Here is a 19,167-nt window from a genome sequence, read left to right as displayed (position 1 = left end):
TTCAACTTTTTGAAGGGATTTTCGTGAATATTAAAAATACCATTAAATCTGCTTATGAAGAATCAATAACCAATACACGCTTTGGTGACAAAATAGAAGAAATCGATGCCATCCAAAGCACCATAAAAAGTGCAAAAAACGTAACTGTAGCAACAAGCAATGAAAAAAAATTTAAAGTAGTATCCGATATTATTTCAAGGATTACAGATGCAAATATATCAATGCTTGAACTTCCAACAAATTCTGCGGACTTAACCCGAATGCCTGCATTAAACAAGGGATTAATTGCCGTGGATTCCTCAGATGCGGATTTAATAATAACTAGAGGAAGGCTTGGAATTCCAGGTTCTGGATCACTACTCCTTATAATGGATAGAAAGGGACGAATTCTAACAGGATCAGTTTCTCCTTCATCCATAATTCATAAAAATCCAATAGATAAAACAGTAGAGTTAGAATTGATTGTGGCCCTTGAAAGAATCGGTATTGTGGTGAAAAAATGAATTACGGAATTACTGAAAGTGTAAAAACGACCCGTTCAAAAATAAAAATAAAAGACATCGTTTCAGATGTTGTAGAAAAAAAGGCTAATGCAATTAAATACTTCTTAGAAGGCGAAGAATTTAAGCAGGCTATTGTATTTGGAGCTTATCTTTCCGGAAGCTACATTGCATATTCACTTTTAAAAGACTGTGACGAAGTTATTATCGTAGACATTCAGCCCCATTTAAAAGATATTTTATTTAACGACGGAATAAAATTTATGGATTTAAACAAATTGCAACTTGAATTAAGAAATGGAACTTCAATTAACCCCGATTTGGTAATTGATTTAACAGGTATTGGAGGAGTATCTCCGGATTTAATTTCCAAATTTAACCCAAAAGTTTTGATCGTTGAAGACCCGAAAGGAAACCACGATAAAGGAATTTCAAAAATAGATAATACCGACAAAAGACTCTGCGTAGGGGCCAAAAAAGGAGTTTTAAAAACTTACCGGTCGTCTAAATTTTCAAAAACTTCTGGAACAATGACCCTTGTTGTTGACATAATAATGGATTCATGCAGAGATATTAATGAGTTAGATAGTGTTTTGTACACGATTCCAAACTTAAAATACTTCGAGGGAACCGTTTTCCACGAAAAAAACGTAAAAAAATTTTTAACTGAATTGAACATGCCTGCAATAACTGTAAGTTCGATAGACCATGTTGAATACGAACTTGAAGAAATACTCTCTAAAAATATTTCAAGAGTAGATTCCTTTGTTAAAGAATTTTAAACTCTTTTAAATTTTTGACACGACAATTTCGAGTGCTTCCATAAATGCATTTTTTTCTGCGATAATAACTGCAACAGGTATTCTTACAACCTTTTCAATGCTGGTACTTACTATTGGCGCACAGACTATCGCTTTTACGCCCTCTCTTTCTGCATATATTGCTGAAACAATACATTCTTCAAGCGTACTTGCAGGATATTCTTTCAAGAGATACGTTTTTCCGTTTATTTCCACTCTTTTTTTACTTACTTTATTTAAAGAAGGTCTTGCTGCAATCAAAGCTATTTTATCTTCTGATGAATCATCTTCTTCAAAACTTTTTACAGTCCCAATAATTTTTTTAAGAGTCGATACTCGAAAATCTTTTTCATTCGTGATTTTATAAAGTGTACTATAGGGAATCCCAGATATCTCGGAAAATTCCTTTAAAGGAACATCCAATTCAAGAAGAACTTTTTTGAATTCATCCGTAAACTTATCTGAACCCACACTCAATAAAAGTCGTTCGTGTGCTCGCATAGGTCCCACCTAAAATATAAAAAAAGAAAAATCGTTAGAATAATGCAATTATACAATATAATCAATTCCAAGAGAACCTTTTGACCGGTTAGCTGAATTTGGAATTATTTTTTGATGGCTTTTTCCACCGCCCATTATATTTGGAGATTTAACTCCTGTAATAATTGCCATTACTCGTATTGCTCCGTCCATTGAAGGATCGAGTCTTGCACCCCAAATAACGTTAGCATTTATATCCATGCTGCTTGTAATTCCGTCACCGATTCTGTTAGCTTCACCAAGAGTTAAATCTGGACCGCCAGTTATGTGTATCAAAGCACCGGTTGCTCCTTTGTAGTCGATATCTAAAAGAGGACATTGTAATGTATCTTTTACTACCTTTTCAACCCTATCGCCTTTAGTGTCGTAGTCAACTTCTCCAACACCAATCATTGCAACTCCACCGTTTGTCATCACCGCTTTAACGTCTGCGTAGTCGATATTGATTAAGCTCTTTAATGAAATTGTTTCAGTGATTCCTTTGACTGCTTGAGCAATAATTTCATCAGCTACTCTGAAAGCTTCGTTCATTGGTAAGTTAGGAACAAAATCAACAAGCCTGTTGTTATCAATTACAATAACAGTATCACAGCATTCAGTAAGTCGTCTAAGACCTTCATCAGCTTTTTTGAGTCTTGCCCTTTCAATTTTGAATGGGTAAGTTACAACACCAATAACTACAGCACCGTTTTCTTTTGCAATTTCTGCTACAACTGGAGCGGAACCAGTTCCTGTTCCACCACCCATTCCTGCTGCAACAAATATTAAATCTGCACTTTTTATGACATCTTCAAGCACGTTTTTGGCAAGTTCAGCGGATTTTTTACCAATTTCTGGGTATCCTCCGGCACCTAAACCTCTTGTAAGCGTTGAACCAATTAATATTTTTTTATCAGCATTTATGTGTTCTAAATGCTGTTTATCAGTATTAATTGCAATAGTTTCGGCACCTTCAATACCAATTTCACTTAATCTGTGAATGGTATTGTTTCCAGCACCACCACATCCAACAACAAGAATTTTTGCATTTCCAAAATCGTCTTTTGCCATTTGGGTGTTGTATAATTCCTCATTATTTTTGGACAAAGCTTCTTTTACAAGTCTCATATTAATCCTCCAAAGCGGTGAAGATGGTTGTGTAAATTACGTTTAGTAGTATGTTAACAGTCAAAAAATTGTTTTTACTAAATATATTCCCTCTTTTATGCTATATAATAGTTTTTATATGTTTTTGGCATATTTGCATTTAGTATACTTATTGATTATTATCGTAAGGTATATAAATATAAACACTTAAACCTTGATGTGGCTAGGCTGGGAAGTTAGGCGTTTCCTGTAACTCGAAATCGCCTTTGCGAGAGCCGAAAACTTGAGGGCGGTTTTGAATTCTGTCGCTCATTCTCAAGTTTTGTGTAGACATTTCGTCCTTTGGGGTAAGATGGAGGAGGAACCTTTTTTGTAGGAAAAAGACAAACCTCCCTTATCTTTCGAACCCCGTCAGGCCCGGAAGGGAGCAGCGGTAGAAAGAACTTCAACGCTCAGAGGGTTGCGGAATCGAGCAGAACTTGAGGTACAATGGGTTTCAGGATTTTTCACCCACCTCAAGGAAGCCACTTTTTATTTTAAAAGATTTTTATAAGTATATCAATTTTCCAAGTTTTTTAAGGGTTAAATCATGATTATAGGGATCATTTCAGATACACATATTCCAGAAAGGGCTAAAAAACTACCGAAAGAAATTTTTGAACACTTTTCTGACGTAGATTTAATAATTCACTGCGGTGATGTAACGTCTGAATCCGTTTTAAATGAATTAAAAAAAATCAGTGAAATTTTAGTCGTTTCTGGAAACATGGATTATATGAATTATCCAAAAGAACATGAACTAAACATTGAAAATTTCAAAATTGGAATAATTCATGGAAACCAGATTCATCCGCGTGGAGATACATTAAAAATGAAATATTTATGCCTTGAAAAAAACTGGGATGTTTTAATTTCTGGACATACCCACGTTCCTATGATAAAAGAACTACATGCTGAAAATAAAAAAATATTACTTTTGAATCCTGGAAGCCCGACTGTTCCAAGATATCCATTAAAAACGATTATGAAATTAAAAATAGAAGAAAGAAAAATTGATGCAGAGTTAATTTCCATAAAATAAAAAAATAAATTTATTTTCTTGAAGTTAATTTCTTAAGTTTTGAAACAAGTTCCGCTCTTTTGTTTTCAATTGTATTTTCGTAGTAGTCAAGTGCCTTTGTAGGGCATACTTCAAGACATACTTCACTGCCTCGTTCAATACATCCATCACATTTTACTGCGACTTTTGTACATCTATCAATCTGTATGGCCCCAACAGGGCATACTTCCGCACATAATGCGCATCCGACACACTTTTCAGGATGTACTACTACTTTATCAGCTATTTTTTCAATTGCATCTTCGGGACATACATTAAGACAGGGTGCATCTTCACAGTGCATACATCTAATGGGAATCCCATCAAAAACGTGAATTGCGTTTATAGGACATGCCCGTTCACACTTTTTGCAATCTACGCACAAGTCAATATTTGGCATTACCTTCATGAACTTCACCAGATAATTTTAAGGATTACATCTTGACGATGCAGTAACTAAAGAAAGGAGTCCTTTTTTCTTTTTGGATTTTCCTTTAGAACCCAAAACTGTTAAATTTTCAATATTATTCAACTTTTTATCCATTACTAATTCATCAACGTTTACAACTTCGAGACATCTTTTACTGCATGCTTTAACACATGCTTGTTCGTCTCTTCCAAAACACAAATCACACTTGTGTGCAGTCTTTCCGCTTATGTATATTGCACCAAAGGGGCATGCCATTGCACAGAGTCCACATCCAATGCAGGATTCTTTGTCGAGATAAATTACACCATCCTTTGATTCGATAGCCGAAACAGGACATACATCCATACAAGGTGATGAGGTACAGTGCTGGCATACTACTGGCAGATACCTTCCTTCGTGCTCCCAAATGCTGATTCCACTAACTTCGTGAACTTCAGAACATGATTTAACACAATCCCCGCAGTTATCACAAGCTTCGTTAACCATCATTACTTTTTTCATGATCGCACCTTAAAAAATATTAATTAAAGACCGTATTCGTCGCATTTCATGTCGATGGTCTTTTGAATTACTGAAATCTCTTCGGGATTTAAGTGTCTGTATCTTTTCTGCACTTTTAAGTATTCTTCAATTGGTTTTCTTTTAAGTGGTTTGTAGTTTAACTTAAATTCACCATTTTCAATTTCAAAAAGTGGCCAAACACCAGTTTCTACTGCAAGTCTGCCCAATTCAATTGTTTTATCAGCAGGATATCCCCAGCCGGTAGTACATGGTTGCATTACTTGAATAAATGCAGGACCGTTTATTTCACATGCTTTTTTAACTTTGTTCATGAAATCTTCAGGGTAACTTATTGATGCTGTTGCAACATAAGGTATTCCATGAGCTGCCATGATCATTGGCATGTTCTTTTTAGGCATAGTTTCCCCACGGATAAGGCTTCCGGCAGGTGAAGTCGTTGTTGAGGCCATTAAAGGCGTTGAACCACTTCTTTGAACTCCGGTGTTCATGTAAGCTTCGTTATCGTACATGATATAAACCATGTCGTGTCCTCTTTCCATTGCACCACTTAGTGCTTGGAATCCGATATCTGCAGTACCGCCGTCACCACCAAATGCAATAACGTTTACTTTTTCTTCACCGTATTTTCCGCGTTTTCTCTTTAAGGCAGCTACAGCTCCCTCGACACCACTTGCTACTGCTGCAGCGTTTTCGAATGCAACGTGAATCCAAGGAACTCTCCATGCAGTTTCAGGGTATGGCGTTGTCATAACTTCAAGACATCCTGTAGCATTTGCAACGATCGTGTTTTTTCCAGCAGCTTTTAAAGCGAGTCTTGCAACAATTGCTGCACCACAACCTGCACAGCCCCTGTGTCCTGGAGCAAATAATTCTTCTCTTGGAAATTGGCTTCCAGTCATAATATCACCAAATAAATTATTCTTCCTTCAATCCGATCCAGTTTGTTTTTCCATCTTCAGAGATTTCTACATCGTCGTAAATTCCCAAAATGTCTTCAGGAGTAATGTCCCTTCCACCAAGACCTACAATGTAATTTACAGTCTTTTTATCTTTCAAGTGTGATGCGACATCTGCATAAATTGCACCTTTGTTCATACCAAGGCTTATACTCTTATCGAGAATTGCAACATTCTTGGCGTTTTTGAGTGCATCTTTGATCATTTCAATAGGGAGCGGTCTGTAGCATCTTATTTTTAATAAACCGATTTCTACGCCTTCTTTTTTCTTGAGATCGATCATATCTTTAATTGTTCCACAAATTGAACCCATTGCAACAATTACATTTTCTGCTTTTTCTAAATTGTAGCTTTCAATAAGCCCGTTTCCGTAAGCTCGGTTGAATTTTTCTGCAAAAGCATCGTGAACGTCTGCAATAACTTTTTTAGCATTTTCCATTGCAGTTTCTATTGCATATCTTGTTTCCATGTAGTAGTTTGGATCACCAAGCGCACCTTGCGTCATTGGTTTTTTAGGGTCCAAATATGCATGTTTTGGTTCATAAGTTCCTATAAAGTCGAGTACATTTTCCTGTTTTGGAAGTGTAACTGGCTCTACAGTGTGGGTTAAAATAAAACCATCCAAGTTTACCATAACTGGAAGAAGAACTTTTTCATCTTCTGCAATTTTAAATGCCTGTATAACTAAATCTAAAACTTCCTGGTTGTCTTCAGCGTATAGTTGAATCCATCCTGTATCTCTTTGAGATAAACTGTCTTGCTGGTCATTCCAAATGTTAATTGGTGCAGATAATGCCCTGTTTGCATTCATCATTACAACTGGAACTCTCATTCCTGCTGCGGCAAATAAAACTTCGTGCATTAATGCTAAACCTTGTGATGATGTCGCAGTAAATGCTCTTGCACCTGCTGCACTTGCCCCAATACTTGCACTCATTGCAGAATGTTCACTTTCCACTTTAATGTATTCTGCGTTTAATTCGCCATTGGCCACAAAATCTGCAAGCTTTTCTACACATGTCGTTTGGGGGGTAATTGGATATGCTGCAATAACATCTACATCTGCAAGCTTTGCAGCTTCAGCGGCTGCAGAAGTTCCTGTGATAACCTTAACTTCACACATGATATCCTCCTAAATCAGTCTTATTTTTCTTCCCTTTCTGCTTTTATCGCTTTTACAGGACATTCTTTCTCGCAAATTAGGCATCCTTTACAGTAGTCGTAGTCAATTTCAAATTTTCCATCTTTTTCTTGGATACAGCCTTCAGGACAGAAGATGTAACAATTTTCACATTTTACGCATTTGTCTTGATCTAAAACTGGTTTGAATACTCTCCAGCTTCCAGTTTTATTTTTTGCTGAACTTCCAGGTTCATAAATAATTGTTCCTGTGTTTACCATGTACTCACCTTAAATTACAGACCTTTTGTTAGGTTATACGCTTTTTCAGCTGCATCTGCATTTTTAGGGCCTAATTTACCTGGAAATGTTTCCAAAATCGATTTTTTAAGTGATTCGATAGTAACTTCTCCAGTAAGCCCGGCAAAAGCTCCACAAAGTGTCGTATTTACAATTGGAACTCCAAGAACATCTAATGCTATTCCTGTAGCATCTATTGTTTTAACGTCGTAGCCATTGAGTTTTATGTCTTTTAACGTGTTTATCAAAATTATTCCGCCATCTTTGATCCCGCTTGTAACATCTACTGAATCCATCAATGTTGGATCCTGTACAATTACGTAATCTGGTTCGTAAATCTGGCTTCTTAATCTTATTTTTTCATCGTCAATTCTTGTAAATGCCATTACGGGAGCCCCTCTTCTTTCCACACCAAAGAATGGAAAAGCTTGGCAGAACTTACCATCGTAGAATGCAGCCTTAGCAAGAATTTGAGCTGCTGTTACTGCGCCCTGTCCCCCTCTTCCGTGGAATCTAACTTCTTTCATCAATTCACCTCAAAATAACCTCTGCAATGAAACCATATTTGTAATCATCATGATTAATCGTTACAATTATTATTATATAAATGTTTTCACTATTCACCTATTGTCGAAAAAATTGTCGAAAATGTGCTAAAATATTACGTTATTTAACGTTTTAATTTTCGATAGGTGCTATGATTATTTTAGTTAGCTATAAATGTAATCAATAGTGAAAATAAATTAAAACGTTAATAAAAATGAAAAATAAAAAAATGCTGATTTTGTGATTAAATGGTAGAAATTGACAATATTATTACTGATAAAAAAATAGAAAATTACTTTGAAAGAACTAAAGAAGCAATTACAATTATAAAAAACGGATTACCTCCAGAAAAAAGTCTTTTATCCGACGTTGCTTCCGACTTTCTGGTAATGATCGACTGCTACTTTGAAGATGCAAAAACATTTATAGATAAAGGAGATTATATAAATGCATTCGCTTCGTTGAATTATGCTTACGGCTGGATTGATGCTGGAGCAAGGCTCGGAATTTTTAATGTAGGAGACGACGACGTGAGATTTACATTAGCAAAATAGCGAGATTTCGGTGAGAAAACATGGGAAATTACCACGTAACATTACAGGCTTCATACATTGCGAAAAATGTTGAAGACGTAGAAGATGCAATAGGGGTTGCAATATCCCAAATTGGAAAACTATTAAACAAAGGAAGCTTAGATTACGTCGATATTGACGTTGGTTTAACAATCTGCCCAAAATGTGGCGAACCAATCGATTGTGTACTCGTAGTTGCAAAAACAGCAATTGTAGGTATTTTACTTTCAATGAAAGTTTTTAATGCAGAAAGTCCGGAACACGCTGTCAGGATTGCAAAATCTTCAATTGGAAGAGCTTTAAAAGATATTCCGTTAGAAGACGTGGATGTCGTAGAAATCTAAATTTTTCTCTTTTTTTAAATTTTAAACGAGTTTTATATTGTAAATTTAATTTTTTTAGATAATACTATCTTTGATAATTTAAAAAAGTAAAAAATAGTCTAGAAATTTATAAAAAAATAATAATTTAATAAGTTAATAATTTTTTTCAAACTCGATCATTGCACTGAGTACTTTTTCATCTTCAAGAGGTGCCCCTTGGATTTGTAATCCTACTGGAACGCCTTGGATATTTCCGCATCTAACAACACCAGAACATATTCCGCAAATGTTTGTTGGAACTGTTAAAACGTCATATGCATACATTTCCATTGGGGAAACATCTTCACCGAGTTTGTGCGGGAGTTTTGGTACAGTTGGACCAACTATCAAATCAGCACTATTAAAAAGTCCAAGCATTTCTTTTTTCATTGATTTTCTTGCCTGAAGTGCTTTTTTGTAGTATTTTCCACTGAATTCCTGTTCACTGATGTGTTTTCCAATTAATATTCTTCTTAAAACTTCTTCACCACAAGCTTCTTCGATGAATTCCCCGTATCTTCTTCCGTCGTATTTTCTTGTTGCAGAGAAGAATTCAACGTAGTTTATGAGGTAGTAAGTTGGAAGAGCTAAATCAATATATTTGTAGCTTAAATCAACAATTTTACAGCCCATATCTTTGAAAACTTCGATTCCTTTTTCAATTTCGTTTCTGATTTTTTCGTCAGTTACATCCATGAATTCTTTTACAACACCAATTTTGTAATTTGAAATATCCTTTTTTTCGAATTTCGGTGTTTCGAGTGAAGTGCTGTCAGACCTGTCAATTCCTTTTATTGCGTTTGTTAAAACTAATGCATCTTCTGCATTTTTGGTTAATGGGCCAATCTGATCGAAACTCATTGCAAGGTCGCACAAACCCTGTCTTGATACTACACCGTATGAAGGTTTGAATCCAACAATTCCACAGTGGCTTGCAGGATTTCTAATACTTCCTCCAGTGTCGCTTCCAATTGCCATGTCACACAAATCTGCAGCAACTGCAGCAGCACTTCCAGAGCTACTTCCACCAGGAATTCTATCCATTGCAGCAGGGTTTTTCGTTGGGCCATAACAAGATGTTTCACCACTGCTTCCGCCTGCAAACTCATCCATGTTTGTCATCCCAACGATAAGCGCCCCTTGGGATCTTAATTTTTTAACCACTGTTGCATCATAAGTTCCCACATATTTTTCAAGTGTTTTTGATGCACATGAAATTTTGTAGCCTTTTACATTTATGTTGGATTTTACTGCAACTATTTTTCCATAAAGAGGTTTATTCTTAAGAGCGTCGTTTTTTTCCAGTTCTTCTGCTTCTTTTAAAACTTTCTCGCCGTTAACATCGATAAAAGCATTAACATCAGACTTCTCGATTTTTTCCAAGTAATCGGAAACTCTGTCAGTAATCATTTAAATCACCTAAATTACAAATCCTATAGATTTATCCATTTTACGTATAAAAAAGTATTGAGGCATATTATCATTTTAAAACTATAAATTGCAAAAACCACTAATTTGAATTAATTCCTTAAAAATATAATAAACAAAAAAGTATTGGATTGTTAATTAATAGGTAATTAATTGTTAATTTAAGCGTTTTTAGCTTCATTTTTCCTTATTTCGTTGAAAGCTTTTGTTTCGCTAACAACTACTCCTGAAAGTAATAACAAACCAATCAAGTTTGGAATTGCCATTGCTCCGTTTAATGTATCTGCAATGTTCCATACAAGTGGTAAGCTTGCGGTTGCACCCCAGAAAGCAACTAAAACAAATGCAATTCTGTACAACCTAATTCCTTTCGTACCGATTAAATATTCGAAACATTTTTCACCGTAGTACGACCATCCAAGTACCGTTGAGTATGCAAAGAATACAAGACCAATTGTAACGATCAATCCACCCATTGGCATTAATGCGTCGAATGAAGCTGCGGTTAAAGATGCGCCCGTTAAGTCTGTAAGACCAGGGAATGCTTTTAAACCTGCAATTGTTAAAACTAATCCAGTAATTGTACATACAACAATTGTATCGAGGAATGTACCAGTCATTGAAACTAATGCCTGTCTTCCAGGGTGATCTGTTTTAGCAGCTGCTGCTGCAATTGGTGCGGAACCAAGACCTGCTTCGTTTGAAAATACACCTCTTTTAACCCCCCGCATGATTGCAGTACCAATTAATGCACCGAATCCTGCGCTAAAGTTAAATGCTGAAGAGAATATTGTTCCAAACGCTGGAATAATGTAACCAATATTCATTGCAAGAATTACTAATCCTGCCAATATGTAAAATACTGCCATGAAGGGTACGATAATACCTGTAGCTTTACCGATACTTTTAATACCGCCCAAAATAACTGCAGCTGTGAATATTGCAAGAACAAATCCTGTAATTAATGGATCAACACCAAAGTTTGAAGCCACTGCATCAGCAACTGAGTTCGTTTGAACCATGTTACCAATACCAAATGCAGCAAATGCACCGAAAAATGCAAATGCAACCCCTAAAATTTTTCCAAGTCCGTGGTCTGGAAGTCCTTTTTCAAGGAAGTACATTGGACCTCCTGCCATTTCTCCGTTGTCATCGACAGTTCTGTATTTAATTGCAAGAACTGCTTCTGCATATTTTGTAGCCATTCCAAAAAATGCGGTGACCCACATCCAGAATATTGCACCAGGTCCACCAAGAACGTATGCTGTTGCAACCCCTGCGATGTTTCCAGTACCGATTGTTGCTGCAAGCGCAGTCATCAATGCCTGAAAGTGTGAGATGTCCCCTTCTGAAGTTTCATCTTGATGTTTTGAAAATGCGAGTTTTAATGCATAAGGCAACGTGTGAATTTGCATAAAACCTAATCTCAATGTTAAAAAGATCCCGGTACCCAAAAGAAGTACGAGCATGTAAGGACCCCAAACAAAACTGTTAACTGTATTAACAAGTGAAACAAAATCCATTTTTCCACTCCAAATTTTTTTGGTTTTTTAAAGATTTTTAATGTTTAATCATTACAGATGTACCTTTCAAACTATGTTGAGGGACATTTATATGAATTTTTATTTTGAATTAAGTGGTCACCGGAATGCACATTCCGGCAATATATAAAATGTATAGATTAGTATATAAATGTAACGGATTTAAATACTTGATTTTATAAATATATGAGGCTAAAAAAAAGAATTAATGTAAATATATTCTTGGAACTCTTGCAGATACCATGCAAACAAGTTCGTAATTTATGGTTCCCAATTTATTACCAAACTCTTCAATGGAGATTTTTTCATTTCCGTCTTTTCCAAATACTGTGACAACGTCTCCAACGTTTACGTTTTCAATACTTGTAACATCAATCATGCACTGATCCATGCAGATTCTGCCAACAACAGGAACCCGCAATCCATGAATCAGGACATTTCCATTTTTTAACATTCTTGTGAATCCATCGGCATACCCTATTGGAAGTGATGCAATTTTTGATTGTTTTTTGGTTTCAAAAGTACAACCATAACTTATTTTCGTGTTTTCTGGAACGTCTTTTACATGTGTTACAAGTACCTTCAAACTCATTGCAGGTTGTAAATTAATTCTTTCCTTGTGGACCAGTTCTGAAGGATAAAGCCCGTATAAAATAATTCCAGGTCTCACCATATTGAGATGTGTTTCCGGGTGGTCAATTATTGCAGCGCTATTTGATGCGTGTTTTATTGGAATATCAATTCCATTTTCCTCGAGATCGTGTAAAAAACTCGTAAATTTAGAAAATTGCATAGTGGTGTATGTTTTATCAGAATTATCTGCATCTGCAAAATGCGTGTAAATTCCTTCAACTTCGATGTTTTCCAGTTCCCTGATTTTTTTTATGGTTTCTACCGACGATTTCTCGGGCAAAAATCCAAGTCTACTCATTCCAGTATCTACTTTGATATGGATTTTTGAATTTTTTCCCAATTTTTCAGCAATTTTTTGGATTGAATTTGCGATTTCAAGTGAATAAACGGTTAAAGTTATATCATTTTCAACCATTTTCAAAATTTCTTCTTCGGTAACATATCCAAATACAAGTATTGGACACGTTATTCCTGCATTCCTAAGTTCAAGAGCTTCCGTTGAACGTGCAACTGCTAACCGATCGGCCCCATTTTCAAGGCATACTTTTGAAACCTCGACTGCGCCGTGTCCGTAAGCATTTGCTTTTACTACTGCCATTACCTTGGATTTAGGGTTTGTAATTCTTCTTATTTCTTTAATATTGTTTTTAATTGCGCTTAAGTCAATTTCTGCCCATATCGGATGTGAAACCATAAACTTCACCTTATAAGTTGAAAATGTTGCTTTTTAATGAATAAAAATAAAATAATTATTCATTTAAAGCTTTTTCTGCAGGTGTGTATGGAAGGTCGTGTGCTTTTGCCACTGCTTCGTATGTTACTTTTCCGTTAAGTGTGTTTAATCCTTTTAATAATGCAGGGTTTTCAATTACTGCTTGTTTGTATCCTTTGTTTGCTATTTGTAATGCGTAAGGAAGTGTGTCGTTTGTTAATGCGTATGTAGATGTTCTTGCAACTGCTCCAGGGATGTTTGCAACTGCGTAGTGGATAACTCCGAATTTTTCGTAAGTTGGGTTGTCGTGTGTTGTGATTCTATCGATTGTTTCGATTGATCCACCTTGATCGATTGCAACGTCAACGATTACTGAACCAGGTTGCATTGATTTAACCATTTCTTCTGAAACTAATTTTGGAGCTTTTGCACCAGGGATTAAAACACATCCTACGAGTAAATCTGCTTTTTTAACTGCTTTTGCAATGTTAAAGCTGTTTGACATTAAGGTTGTAACTTTGTTTCCAAAAATATCGTCTAAGTAAGCAAGTCTTCTTGTGTTAACGTCTAAGATTGTTACTTTTGCACCCATACCTACTGCAATTTTTGCAGCGTTAGTACCAACGATTCCACCACCTACAATTACAACTTCAGCAGGTTCTACTCCTGGAACACCGCCTAATAAAACACCTTTTCCGCCTTCTTGTTTTTCCAAGTATTGTGCACCGAGTTGGATTGACATTCTTCCTGCAATTTCACTCATTGGAGTTAAGAGAGGTAAGCTTCTGTCAGCAAGTTGAACTGTTTCGTATGCAATTCCTGTGATTTTTTTATCGAGAAGAGCTTTTGTAAGCTGTGGTTCTGGTGCCAAGTGCAAGTATGTGAATAAGATTTGTCCTTCTTTGAAAAGCTCAAATTCTGATTTAAGAGGTTCTTTAACTTTGATAATCATTTCTGCAATGTCAAATACTTCTTTTGCAGTTACCAAGATTTCTGCTCCTGCAGCAACATATTCTTCATCAGTGATTGCGCTTCCAAGACCTGCACCTTTTTCGATGTATACTTTGTGTCCAGCTAAAACGAAAGCTTCTACACCTGCTGGTGTGATAGCTACCCTGTTTTCATTGTTTTTAATTTCTTTTGGTACTCCAATTAGCATGTCAATCCCTCTTCATCTACATTTTTTGTATTTTTTTGATAAGTTACTGGCACCTAATACGGCAACATCGTATTTATCACTTTCAGCAGATTTTTGACTTCATTTATATACTCAAGAATTAGAATGTAATAAATGGGCATTGGTTGTTCCAAAATGTTACACATCCATTTTTTATAATGGAGCCCTATTATGTGTAAAATATGCTAAATTTTAAAGAATTTTATAAAAAAATGTAAAAATTTTATTATGTAAGAATAACTTAATACAATAAAAGAGATAAGATAAACCAATCAAACTGAGAAATGGAAAAATTATGATAATTTCGATAATCGGCGGAACTGACGGGCTTGGAAAATGGTTTGCATCATTTCTTAAAAATAGGGGTTTTGATGTACTCGTATCTGGAAGGGATGTAATAAAAGGAAAAGAAGTTGAAAAAGAACTTCGTGTAACTTACACAAATAACAATATTGATGCTGCAGAAAAAGGAGACATTGTAATAATTTCTGTTCCGATAAATGTTACAGAATCTGTGATTAAAGAAGTTGCTCCGCATGTTAAAAAAGGTTCACTTTTAATGGATATCACTTCGATAAAAGAAAGACCTTCAAAACTGATGGCAGAATTTTCACAGAATGGTGTATTTGTACTTCCGACACACCCCATGTTTGGGCCAGAAACTCCATCGTTAAACAGGCAAGTTGTTATACTCACACCGACTGAAAAGGAAAACCCATTTTTTGAAAAAATTAAAGAATTTTTAGAAATTGAAGGTGCAAAAGTAATTGTTGTGTCCCCCAAAGAACACGATAAAATAATGGGTGTAGTTCAAGGGCTAACTCATTTTGTATATATTTCACTTGGATCAACTTTAAAAGATCTTGGAATTGATATAAAAGAATCCAGAAACTTTGCATCCCCAATTTACGAACTTATGATTAATATTATTGCAAGGATAATCGGCCAAAACCCCTACCTTTATGCAGATATCCAGATGCACAACCCCCAGATAAAAACTATTCACGATACATTCATTAAAAACTGCGAAAATATAAGTGAAATTGTCCAAACTAAAGATAGGGATAGTTTTGTAAAAAACATGAAAAATTCTGCAAGGCATTTTGGAAATGAAACAAAACGCGGACTTAACTGTTCTAACAAAGCAGTTTACGCAATTTCAAAAGAAACTGAAAAATTATTAAAATCTGTTGGAAAAGAAATCGGTTTAAAACATATCTATTCTGAAAACGTGCACTACGGTATTTTAAAAGAAGTTTATTCCGACAACATCGTTTTAAAACAGAATGAAAAGGAAGTTATCTTAAACATTTCAAATGTTTCTTTAATGGAAGATAAGGAACTTGAAAATTGGAAAATTAAAAATTTAGAAAAATATTTCGTAGATATTTCAGTATTATTTAAAAAAGACATTGATTTAAACATAATTCTTGAATTACTTGCCCATAAATTTGAAATCAAAGTAATTGATACATATTATGGAGATAAAATTGATGAAAATGAGTTGAGTGCAACTTTTAGAATAAATTCCTACGAAAAAGAAGATTTGAAAAAATTAGAAGAAACTTTCAATAAAATTATTGAAAATATCGGCGGAAAATTAAGATATTAATTTTACATATTACCCGAAAAACCGAATACTTTTTTAAATATATTTAAATCTATAAATATTGTTTTCCAAAAATAAAAAAAGAAGGGAATGAAAATTACATCATTCCTGGCATTCCGCCCATTCCTGGCATTCCGCCCATGTCTCCCATGTCAGGAGCTCCTCTTAATTTTTCTGCAGCAATTACATCGTCGATTCTGAGTAACATTTCTGTTGATTCAGCTGCTGATTGGATTGCTTGTGTTTTAACTCTTAATGGTTCAACTACACCGTTTTCGCACATGTCTTCAACTGCTCCGGTGAATACGTTTAAACCTGCACATTTGTTGCCGTTGCTTGCGTGTGCTGCTCTAACTTTAACGAGGATTTCGATTGCATCGAGTCCTGCGTTTTCAGCTAAGGTTCTTGGGATTACTTCTAAAGCATCAGCGAATGCTCTAACTGCGAGTTGTTCTCTTCCACTGATTCCTTCTGCGTATTCTCTTAATTTCATGGATAATTCAACTTCTGTTGAACCTCCACCAGATACAATTCTACCATCTTCAATTGTACATCCAACTACGCCAACAGCATCGTCTACTGCTCTTGCAACTTCTTCAATTACGTGTTCAGTTGTACCTCTGATGAGCATTGTAACTGCTTTTGGGTGTTTGCATTCTTCTACGAAAATCATTGAATCTCCGGAGATTTTTCTTTCTTCAACAAGACCAGCTTCACCTAAATCGTCAGCTGATAAGTCTTTGATGTTTGTAATTACGTTAGCACCTGTAGCTTTAGCTAATTTTTCCATGTCGGATTTTTTAACTCTTCTTGCAGCTACGATTCCTTCTTTAGCTAAGTAGTGTTGTGCTAAGTCATCGATTCCTTTTTGGCAGAATAAAACGTTTGCACCGCTTGCTTTGATTTCAGCAACCATGTCTTTTAACATTTTTTCTTCTTGTTCGATGAATTCCATTAATTTTGCAGGGTCAGTGATTCTGATTTCTGCGTCGGTTTCTGTTTCTTTGATTTCGATTGCACAGTTTAAAAGTGCAATTTTTGCATCAGTTACTTTTTTAGGCATTTGAGCGCTTACTCTTTCTTTGTCAACTAAAACACCTTTGATTAATTCGGTGTCGTCGATTGATGCGCCTGATTTTTTCTCAATTTTGATTAAATCTTTGTCAACTTTTCCTTCATCGTCAACAACTGCTGAAACTGCTTCAACAATGATTTCAGCTAATTTTTCTTTAGCTTTTTCAGCACCTTTTCCGGTGATTGAGGTCATTGCGATTTTTGTTAAGATTTCTTTGTCTTGAGCTCCAACTTCGCACGCAATTGTTTTTAATAATTCTTGAGCTTTTTGAGCTGCTGCTTGGTATCCTTTTACAACAATTGTTGGGTGTACATTTTGGTCCAATAATTCTTCAGCTTTCCTTAATAATTCACCAGCAACTACAACAGCTGTTGTTGTACCATCGCCAACTTCTTTTTCTTGTGTTTTTGCAACTTCGATTAACATTTTAGCTGCAGGGTGTTCTACACTCATTTCTCTTAAGATTGTAACACCGTCGTTTGTAACAACAACGTCCCCTAAGTCATCAACTAACATTTTGTCCATTCCTTTTGGACCGAGTGTTGATCTTACTGTTTCTGCAATAATTCTTCCTGCTAAGATGTTCATTCTTTGAGCATCTCTTCCCATGTATCTTTTCATGTTTTCAGGTAAAACTCCTGGTTGTTGTGACATAAAATGCACCTCTTTTTTCAAACTGTTGTTTGGTAAAATGTACTGCTTCGGTATGTATATGACTATGAGGGTATATATAAAGATTTCGATTTAATTTTGTTAAGTTCTGAAAAAAAAAGAGTTATTCATTGAAATTAATAAATATAAATAAAAAATATCATATCATGGGGCATTAAACCAGAAATTATTTCTTCAATTCTAGGTTTAACTCATCAAAAAGATTTTCCTGGTCAATGTCAATTTTTCCGTCGTTTGCAAGGTATAATGCAGGCAAAAAATTCTTTATAATTTCTTCCCTCGTCTTAAATTTATTCTGGAATGTAAATTTACCGCCCGATTTTTTAAGTTCCAAAACTAAAAGTTCCATTATATCAGAAATATCATCTTCCTCGATCATTTCTTCGACTAAATTGTATAATGCAGTCGGTCGTACAACTTCTCTTTTTTTCCTAGGTTTTGTATCCTTAATTTTTTTAAGTTCCGTTTTAAGAGTGCTAATCAAACCATCTAAAGTCATACTTTCTGGATTAAGCTCTTTAACAGGTTCTTTTTGGGGTTTTTCAACAATTTCGTCCTCAACATAGTCTTCGTCTCGATAATCGTCTTCGTATACTTCTTCCTCTTCTTCGGTAAACGCATTTTCACATTCCCCGTAGAGTACCTGAGATTTTAACCTTAAAAGAATTCCTGCAACCAAAACAACGTCTGCAGACAACCGTATGTCAAATTTTCGAAGTTCTTTTATCGTTCCAAGATATTCGTCAGTTATTTCAGAAATGTTGATATTCCAAGGATCAACATCCTTTTTTTCAATACTTTCTTTAATGATCCTAACCCAAAGATCAAACTCCATTTTATCATTCCTTAACTTTTAGACGAAGAAATATAATACAATCAGTGGAATAAATAGTACGGCCCAAACTAAAAAGTTCCAGCGCATAACTTTTGACCCATCAAAAGGATATATGGGTAGAAGATTAAACATCGCCAAAAATATATTCACAAAGTAACCGTAGCTTGAAATATCCACGTAATACCCCGAATAGTATATTGCAGGTATTGGAAGTATCATGAATAAAACTGCGAGCACAATATTTGTAAGCGGGCCTGCTACTGAGATTAAACCGTTTTCTTTTGTCGTTAAGTAATCTTTATGGATATATACTGCACCTGGTGCGATAAATGTAAAACCAATAATTATTTTTAAAAATATTGCAATTGCAAGTCCTTCATACCATGCCCTAAATTCACTCCATGCTCCAAAATGTCTTGCAACGGTCCTGTGTGCAAGCTCGTGAAAAATAAATGCAATTCCAACAGTAAGCAATGCTGCAATAAAATGCAAAAAAAATCCAATATTAAATGTTGGAAATCCCCGTGGCCAAACAACTACAATAGCTATTGCAATTGATGAAATCAGCAGGTCTTTTAATTCTACCCTGTTAAATCCAAAAATCCCCTTAAATGAACTCATTATTTTTCACCAGATACACAAAATTATTCCGT

21 protein-coding genes and 1 other RNA gene are annotated in these 19,167 nt (G+C 35.3%); 7 read left to right on the top strand and 15 right to left on the bottom strand.

Annotation, left to right across the window (positions count from 1 at the left end; genetic code table 11):
• Positions 1-23: 23 nt before the first annotated feature.
• Both MMJJ_RS06665 and MMJJ_RS06660 read left to right on the top strand, forming a co-directional pair.
• On the top strand, positions 24-503 hold the full coding sequence (locus MMJJ_RS06665) for a DUF3236 domain-containing protein (RefSeq protein ID WP_104838178.1): 480 nt from the start codon (positions 24-26) through the stop codon (positions 501-503).
• A complete protein-coding gene (locus MMJJ_RS06660; protein ID WP_104838177.1) occupies positions 500-1,282 on the top strand; it encodes a DUF1188 domain-containing protein in 783 nt (260 codons plus the stop codon). The genes MMJJ_RS06665 and MMJJ_RS06660 overlap by 4 nt, the downstream gene beginning before the upstream one ends.
• Before the next feature lie 6 nt (positions 1,283-1,288).
• On the opposite strand, the gene MMJJ_RS06655 is transcribed toward MMJJ_RS06660, so the two are convergent.
• Together MMJJ_RS06655 and ftsZ are read right to left on the bottom strand one after the other, a co-directional pair.
• Entirely contained in the window at positions 1,289-1,801 is a 513-nt protein-coding gene (locus tag MMJJ_RS06655) for a transcriptional regulator (protein WP_104838176.1), read from the bottom strand.
• A 48-nt stretch (positions 1,802-1,849) separates the two neighbouring features.
• Complete coding sequence (ftsZ, locus tag MMJJ_RS06650; RefSeq protein WP_011171444.1) at positions 1,850-2,947, bottom strand: cell division protein FtsZ; 1,098 nt, start codon at positions 2,945-2,947, stop codon at positions 1,850-1,852.
• A 195-nt stretch (positions 2,948-3,142) separates the two neighbouring features.
• Between ftsZ and ffs the strand changes: the two genes are divergently transcribed.
• Together ffs and MMJJ_RS06640 are read left to right on the top strand one after the other, a co-directional pair.
• Positions 3,143-3,457: signal recognition particle sRNA (ffs, locus tag MMJJ_RS06645), an RNA gene on the top strand.
• Positions 3,458-3,515: 58 nt separating this feature from the next.
• The gene (locus MMJJ_RS06640) at positions 3,516-4,007 is read left to right on the top strand and encodes a YfcE family phosphodiesterase (protein ID WP_104838175.1); all 492 of its coding nucleotides are present in this window, start codon (positions 3,516-3,518) and stop codon (positions 4,005-4,007) included.
• A 10-nt stretch (positions 4,008-4,017) separates the two neighbouring features.
• Here MMJJ_RS06640 and MMJJ_RS06635 read toward each other — a convergent pair whose 3' ends face one another.
• Genes MMJJ_RS06635 through MMJJ_RS06610 form a run of 6 tightly spaced genes read right to left on the bottom strand, consistent with a single transcriptional unit; the run spans position 4,018 to position 7,879 of the window.
• A complete protein-coding gene (locus MMJJ_RS06635) occupies positions 4,018-4,434 on the bottom strand; it encodes a 4Fe-4S binding protein (RefSeq protein WP_104838174.1) in 417 nt (138 codons plus the stop codon).
• 18 nt (positions 4,435-4,452) lie between these two features.
• Positions 4,453-4,956, bottom strand: a complete 504-nt coding sequence (locus MMJJ_RS06630) for a 4Fe-4S dicluster domain-containing protein (RefSeq protein ID WP_104838173.1) — start codon at positions 4,954-4,956, stop codon at positions 4,453-4,455.
• A 23-nt stretch (positions 4,957-4,979) separates the two neighbouring features.
• The gene (gene porB, locus MMJJ_RS06625) at positions 4,980-5,876 is read right to left on the bottom strand and encodes a pyruvate synthase subunit PorB (RefSeq protein WP_104838172.1); all 897 of its coding nucleotides are present in this window, start codon (positions 5,874-5,876) and stop codon (positions 4,980-4,982) included.
• Between the two features lie 16 nt (positions 5,877-5,892).
• A complete protein-coding gene (gene porA, locus MMJJ_RS06620) occupies positions 5,893-7,056 on the bottom strand; it encodes a pyruvate synthase subunit PorA (RefSeq protein ID WP_104838171.1) in 1,164 nt (387 codons plus the stop codon).
• A gap of 20 nt (positions 7,057-7,076) precedes the next feature.
• Positions 7,077-7,334 carry a pyruvate synthase subunit PorD gene (gene porD / locus MMJJ_RS06615; protein ID WP_104838170.1) on the bottom strand — a complete coding sequence of 86 codons (258 nt, stop codon included), beginning with the start codon at positions 7,332-7,334 and terminating at the stop codon, positions 7,077-7,079.
• 14 nt (positions 7,335-7,348) lie between these two features.
• Positions 7,349-7,879, bottom strand: a complete 531-nt coding sequence (locus MMJJ_RS06610; RefSeq protein ID WP_104838169.1) for a pyruvate ferredoxin oxidoreductase subunit gamma — start codon at positions 7,877-7,879, stop codon at positions 7,349-7,351.
• Positions 7,880-8,146: 267 nt separating this feature from the next.
• Here MMJJ_RS06610 and MMJJ_RS06605 point away from each other — a divergent pair, with 267 nt between their 5' ends.
• Positions 8,147-8,452: a DUF357 domain-containing protein gene (locus MMJJ_RS06605; RefSeq protein WP_104838168.1), complete on the top strand. Its 306-nt coding sequence runs from the start codon at positions 8,147-8,149 to the stop codon at positions 8,450-8,452.
• A 20-nt stretch (positions 8,453-8,472) separates the two neighbouring features.
• Positions 8,473-8,814 (top strand): DUF555 domain-containing protein, encoded by a 342-nt coding sequence (locus MMJJ_RS06600; RefSeq protein ID WP_011171453.1) that lies wholly within the window; start codon positions 8,473-8,475, stop codon positions 8,812-8,814.
• Between the two features lie 132 nt (positions 8,815-8,946).
• On the opposite strand, the gene gatA is transcribed toward MMJJ_RS06600, so the two are convergent.
• The 4 genes from gatA to ald all read right to left on the bottom strand — a co-directional run bounded on the left by gatA (position 8,947) and on the right by ald (position 14,305).
• Complete coding sequence (gene gatA, locus MMJJ_RS06595; protein WP_104838167.1) at positions 8,947-10,242, bottom strand: Asp-tRNA(Asn)/Glu-tRNA(Gln) amidotransferase subunit GatA; 1,296 nt, start codon at positions 10,240-10,242, stop codon at positions 8,947-8,949.
• Positions 10,243-10,421: 179 nt separating this feature from the next.
• The gene (agcS, locus tag MMJJ_RS06590; protein ID WP_104838166.1) at positions 10,422-11,783 is read right to left on the bottom strand and encodes a sodium/alanine symporter AgcS; all 1,362 of its coding nucleotides are present in this window, start codon (positions 11,781-11,783) and stop codon (positions 10,422-10,424) included.
• A gap of 223 nt (positions 11,784-12,006) precedes the next feature.
• Entirely contained in the window at positions 12,007-13,128 is a 1,122-nt protein-coding gene (alr, locus tag MMJJ_RS06585; RefSeq protein WP_104838165.1) for an alanine racemase, read from the bottom strand.
• Positions 13,129-13,183: 55 nt separating this feature from the next.
• Complete coding sequence (ald, locus tag MMJJ_RS06580) at positions 13,184-14,305, bottom strand: alanine dehydrogenase (RefSeq protein ID WP_104838164.1); 1,122 nt, start codon at positions 14,303-14,305, stop codon at positions 13,184-13,186.
• 313 nt (positions 14,306-14,618) lie between these two features.
• Here ald and MMJJ_RS06575 point away from each other — a divergent pair, with 313 nt between their 5' ends.
• Complete coding sequence (locus MMJJ_RS06575) at positions 14,619-15,935, top strand: prephenate dehydrogenase (RefSeq protein WP_104838163.1); 1,317 nt, start codon at positions 14,619-14,621, stop codon at positions 15,933-15,935.
• Between the two features lie 94 nt (positions 15,936-16,029).
• On the opposite strand, the gene thsA is transcribed toward MMJJ_RS06575, so the two are convergent.
• The 3 genes from thsA to MMJJ_RS06560 form a co-directional block, all read right to left on the bottom strand.
• Positions 16,030-17,661: a thermosome subunit alpha gene (gene thsA / locus MMJJ_RS06570; RefSeq protein ID WP_104838162.1), complete on the bottom strand. Its 1,632-nt coding sequence runs from the start codon at positions 17,659-17,661 to the stop codon at positions 16,030-16,032.
• A 184-nt stretch (positions 17,662-17,845) separates the two neighbouring features.
• The gene (locus MMJJ_RS06565; RefSeq protein ID WP_104838161.1) at positions 17,846-18,514 is read right to left on the bottom strand and encodes a segregation and condensation protein A; all 669 of its coding nucleotides are present in this window, start codon (positions 18,512-18,514) and stop codon (positions 17,846-17,848) included.
• A gap of 18 nt (positions 18,515-18,532) precedes the next feature.
• On the bottom strand, positions 18,533-19,135 hold the full coding sequence (locus MMJJ_RS06560) for a site-2 protease family protein (RefSeq protein ID WP_104838160.1): 603 nt from the start codon (positions 19,133-19,135) through the stop codon (positions 18,533-18,535).
• Between the last annotated feature and the right edge of the window lie 32 nt (positions 19,136-19,167).

Origin of the sequence: Methanococcus maripaludis, from assembly GCF_002945325.1 — an archaeon.
GTDB lineage: Archaea > AGJL01 > Methanococci > Methanococcales > Methanococcaceae > Methanococcus > Methanococcus maripaludis.
The sequence above is the reverse complement of the archived record's forward strand: the minus strand, read 5'-3'. Positions and strand labels throughout refer to the sequence as shown.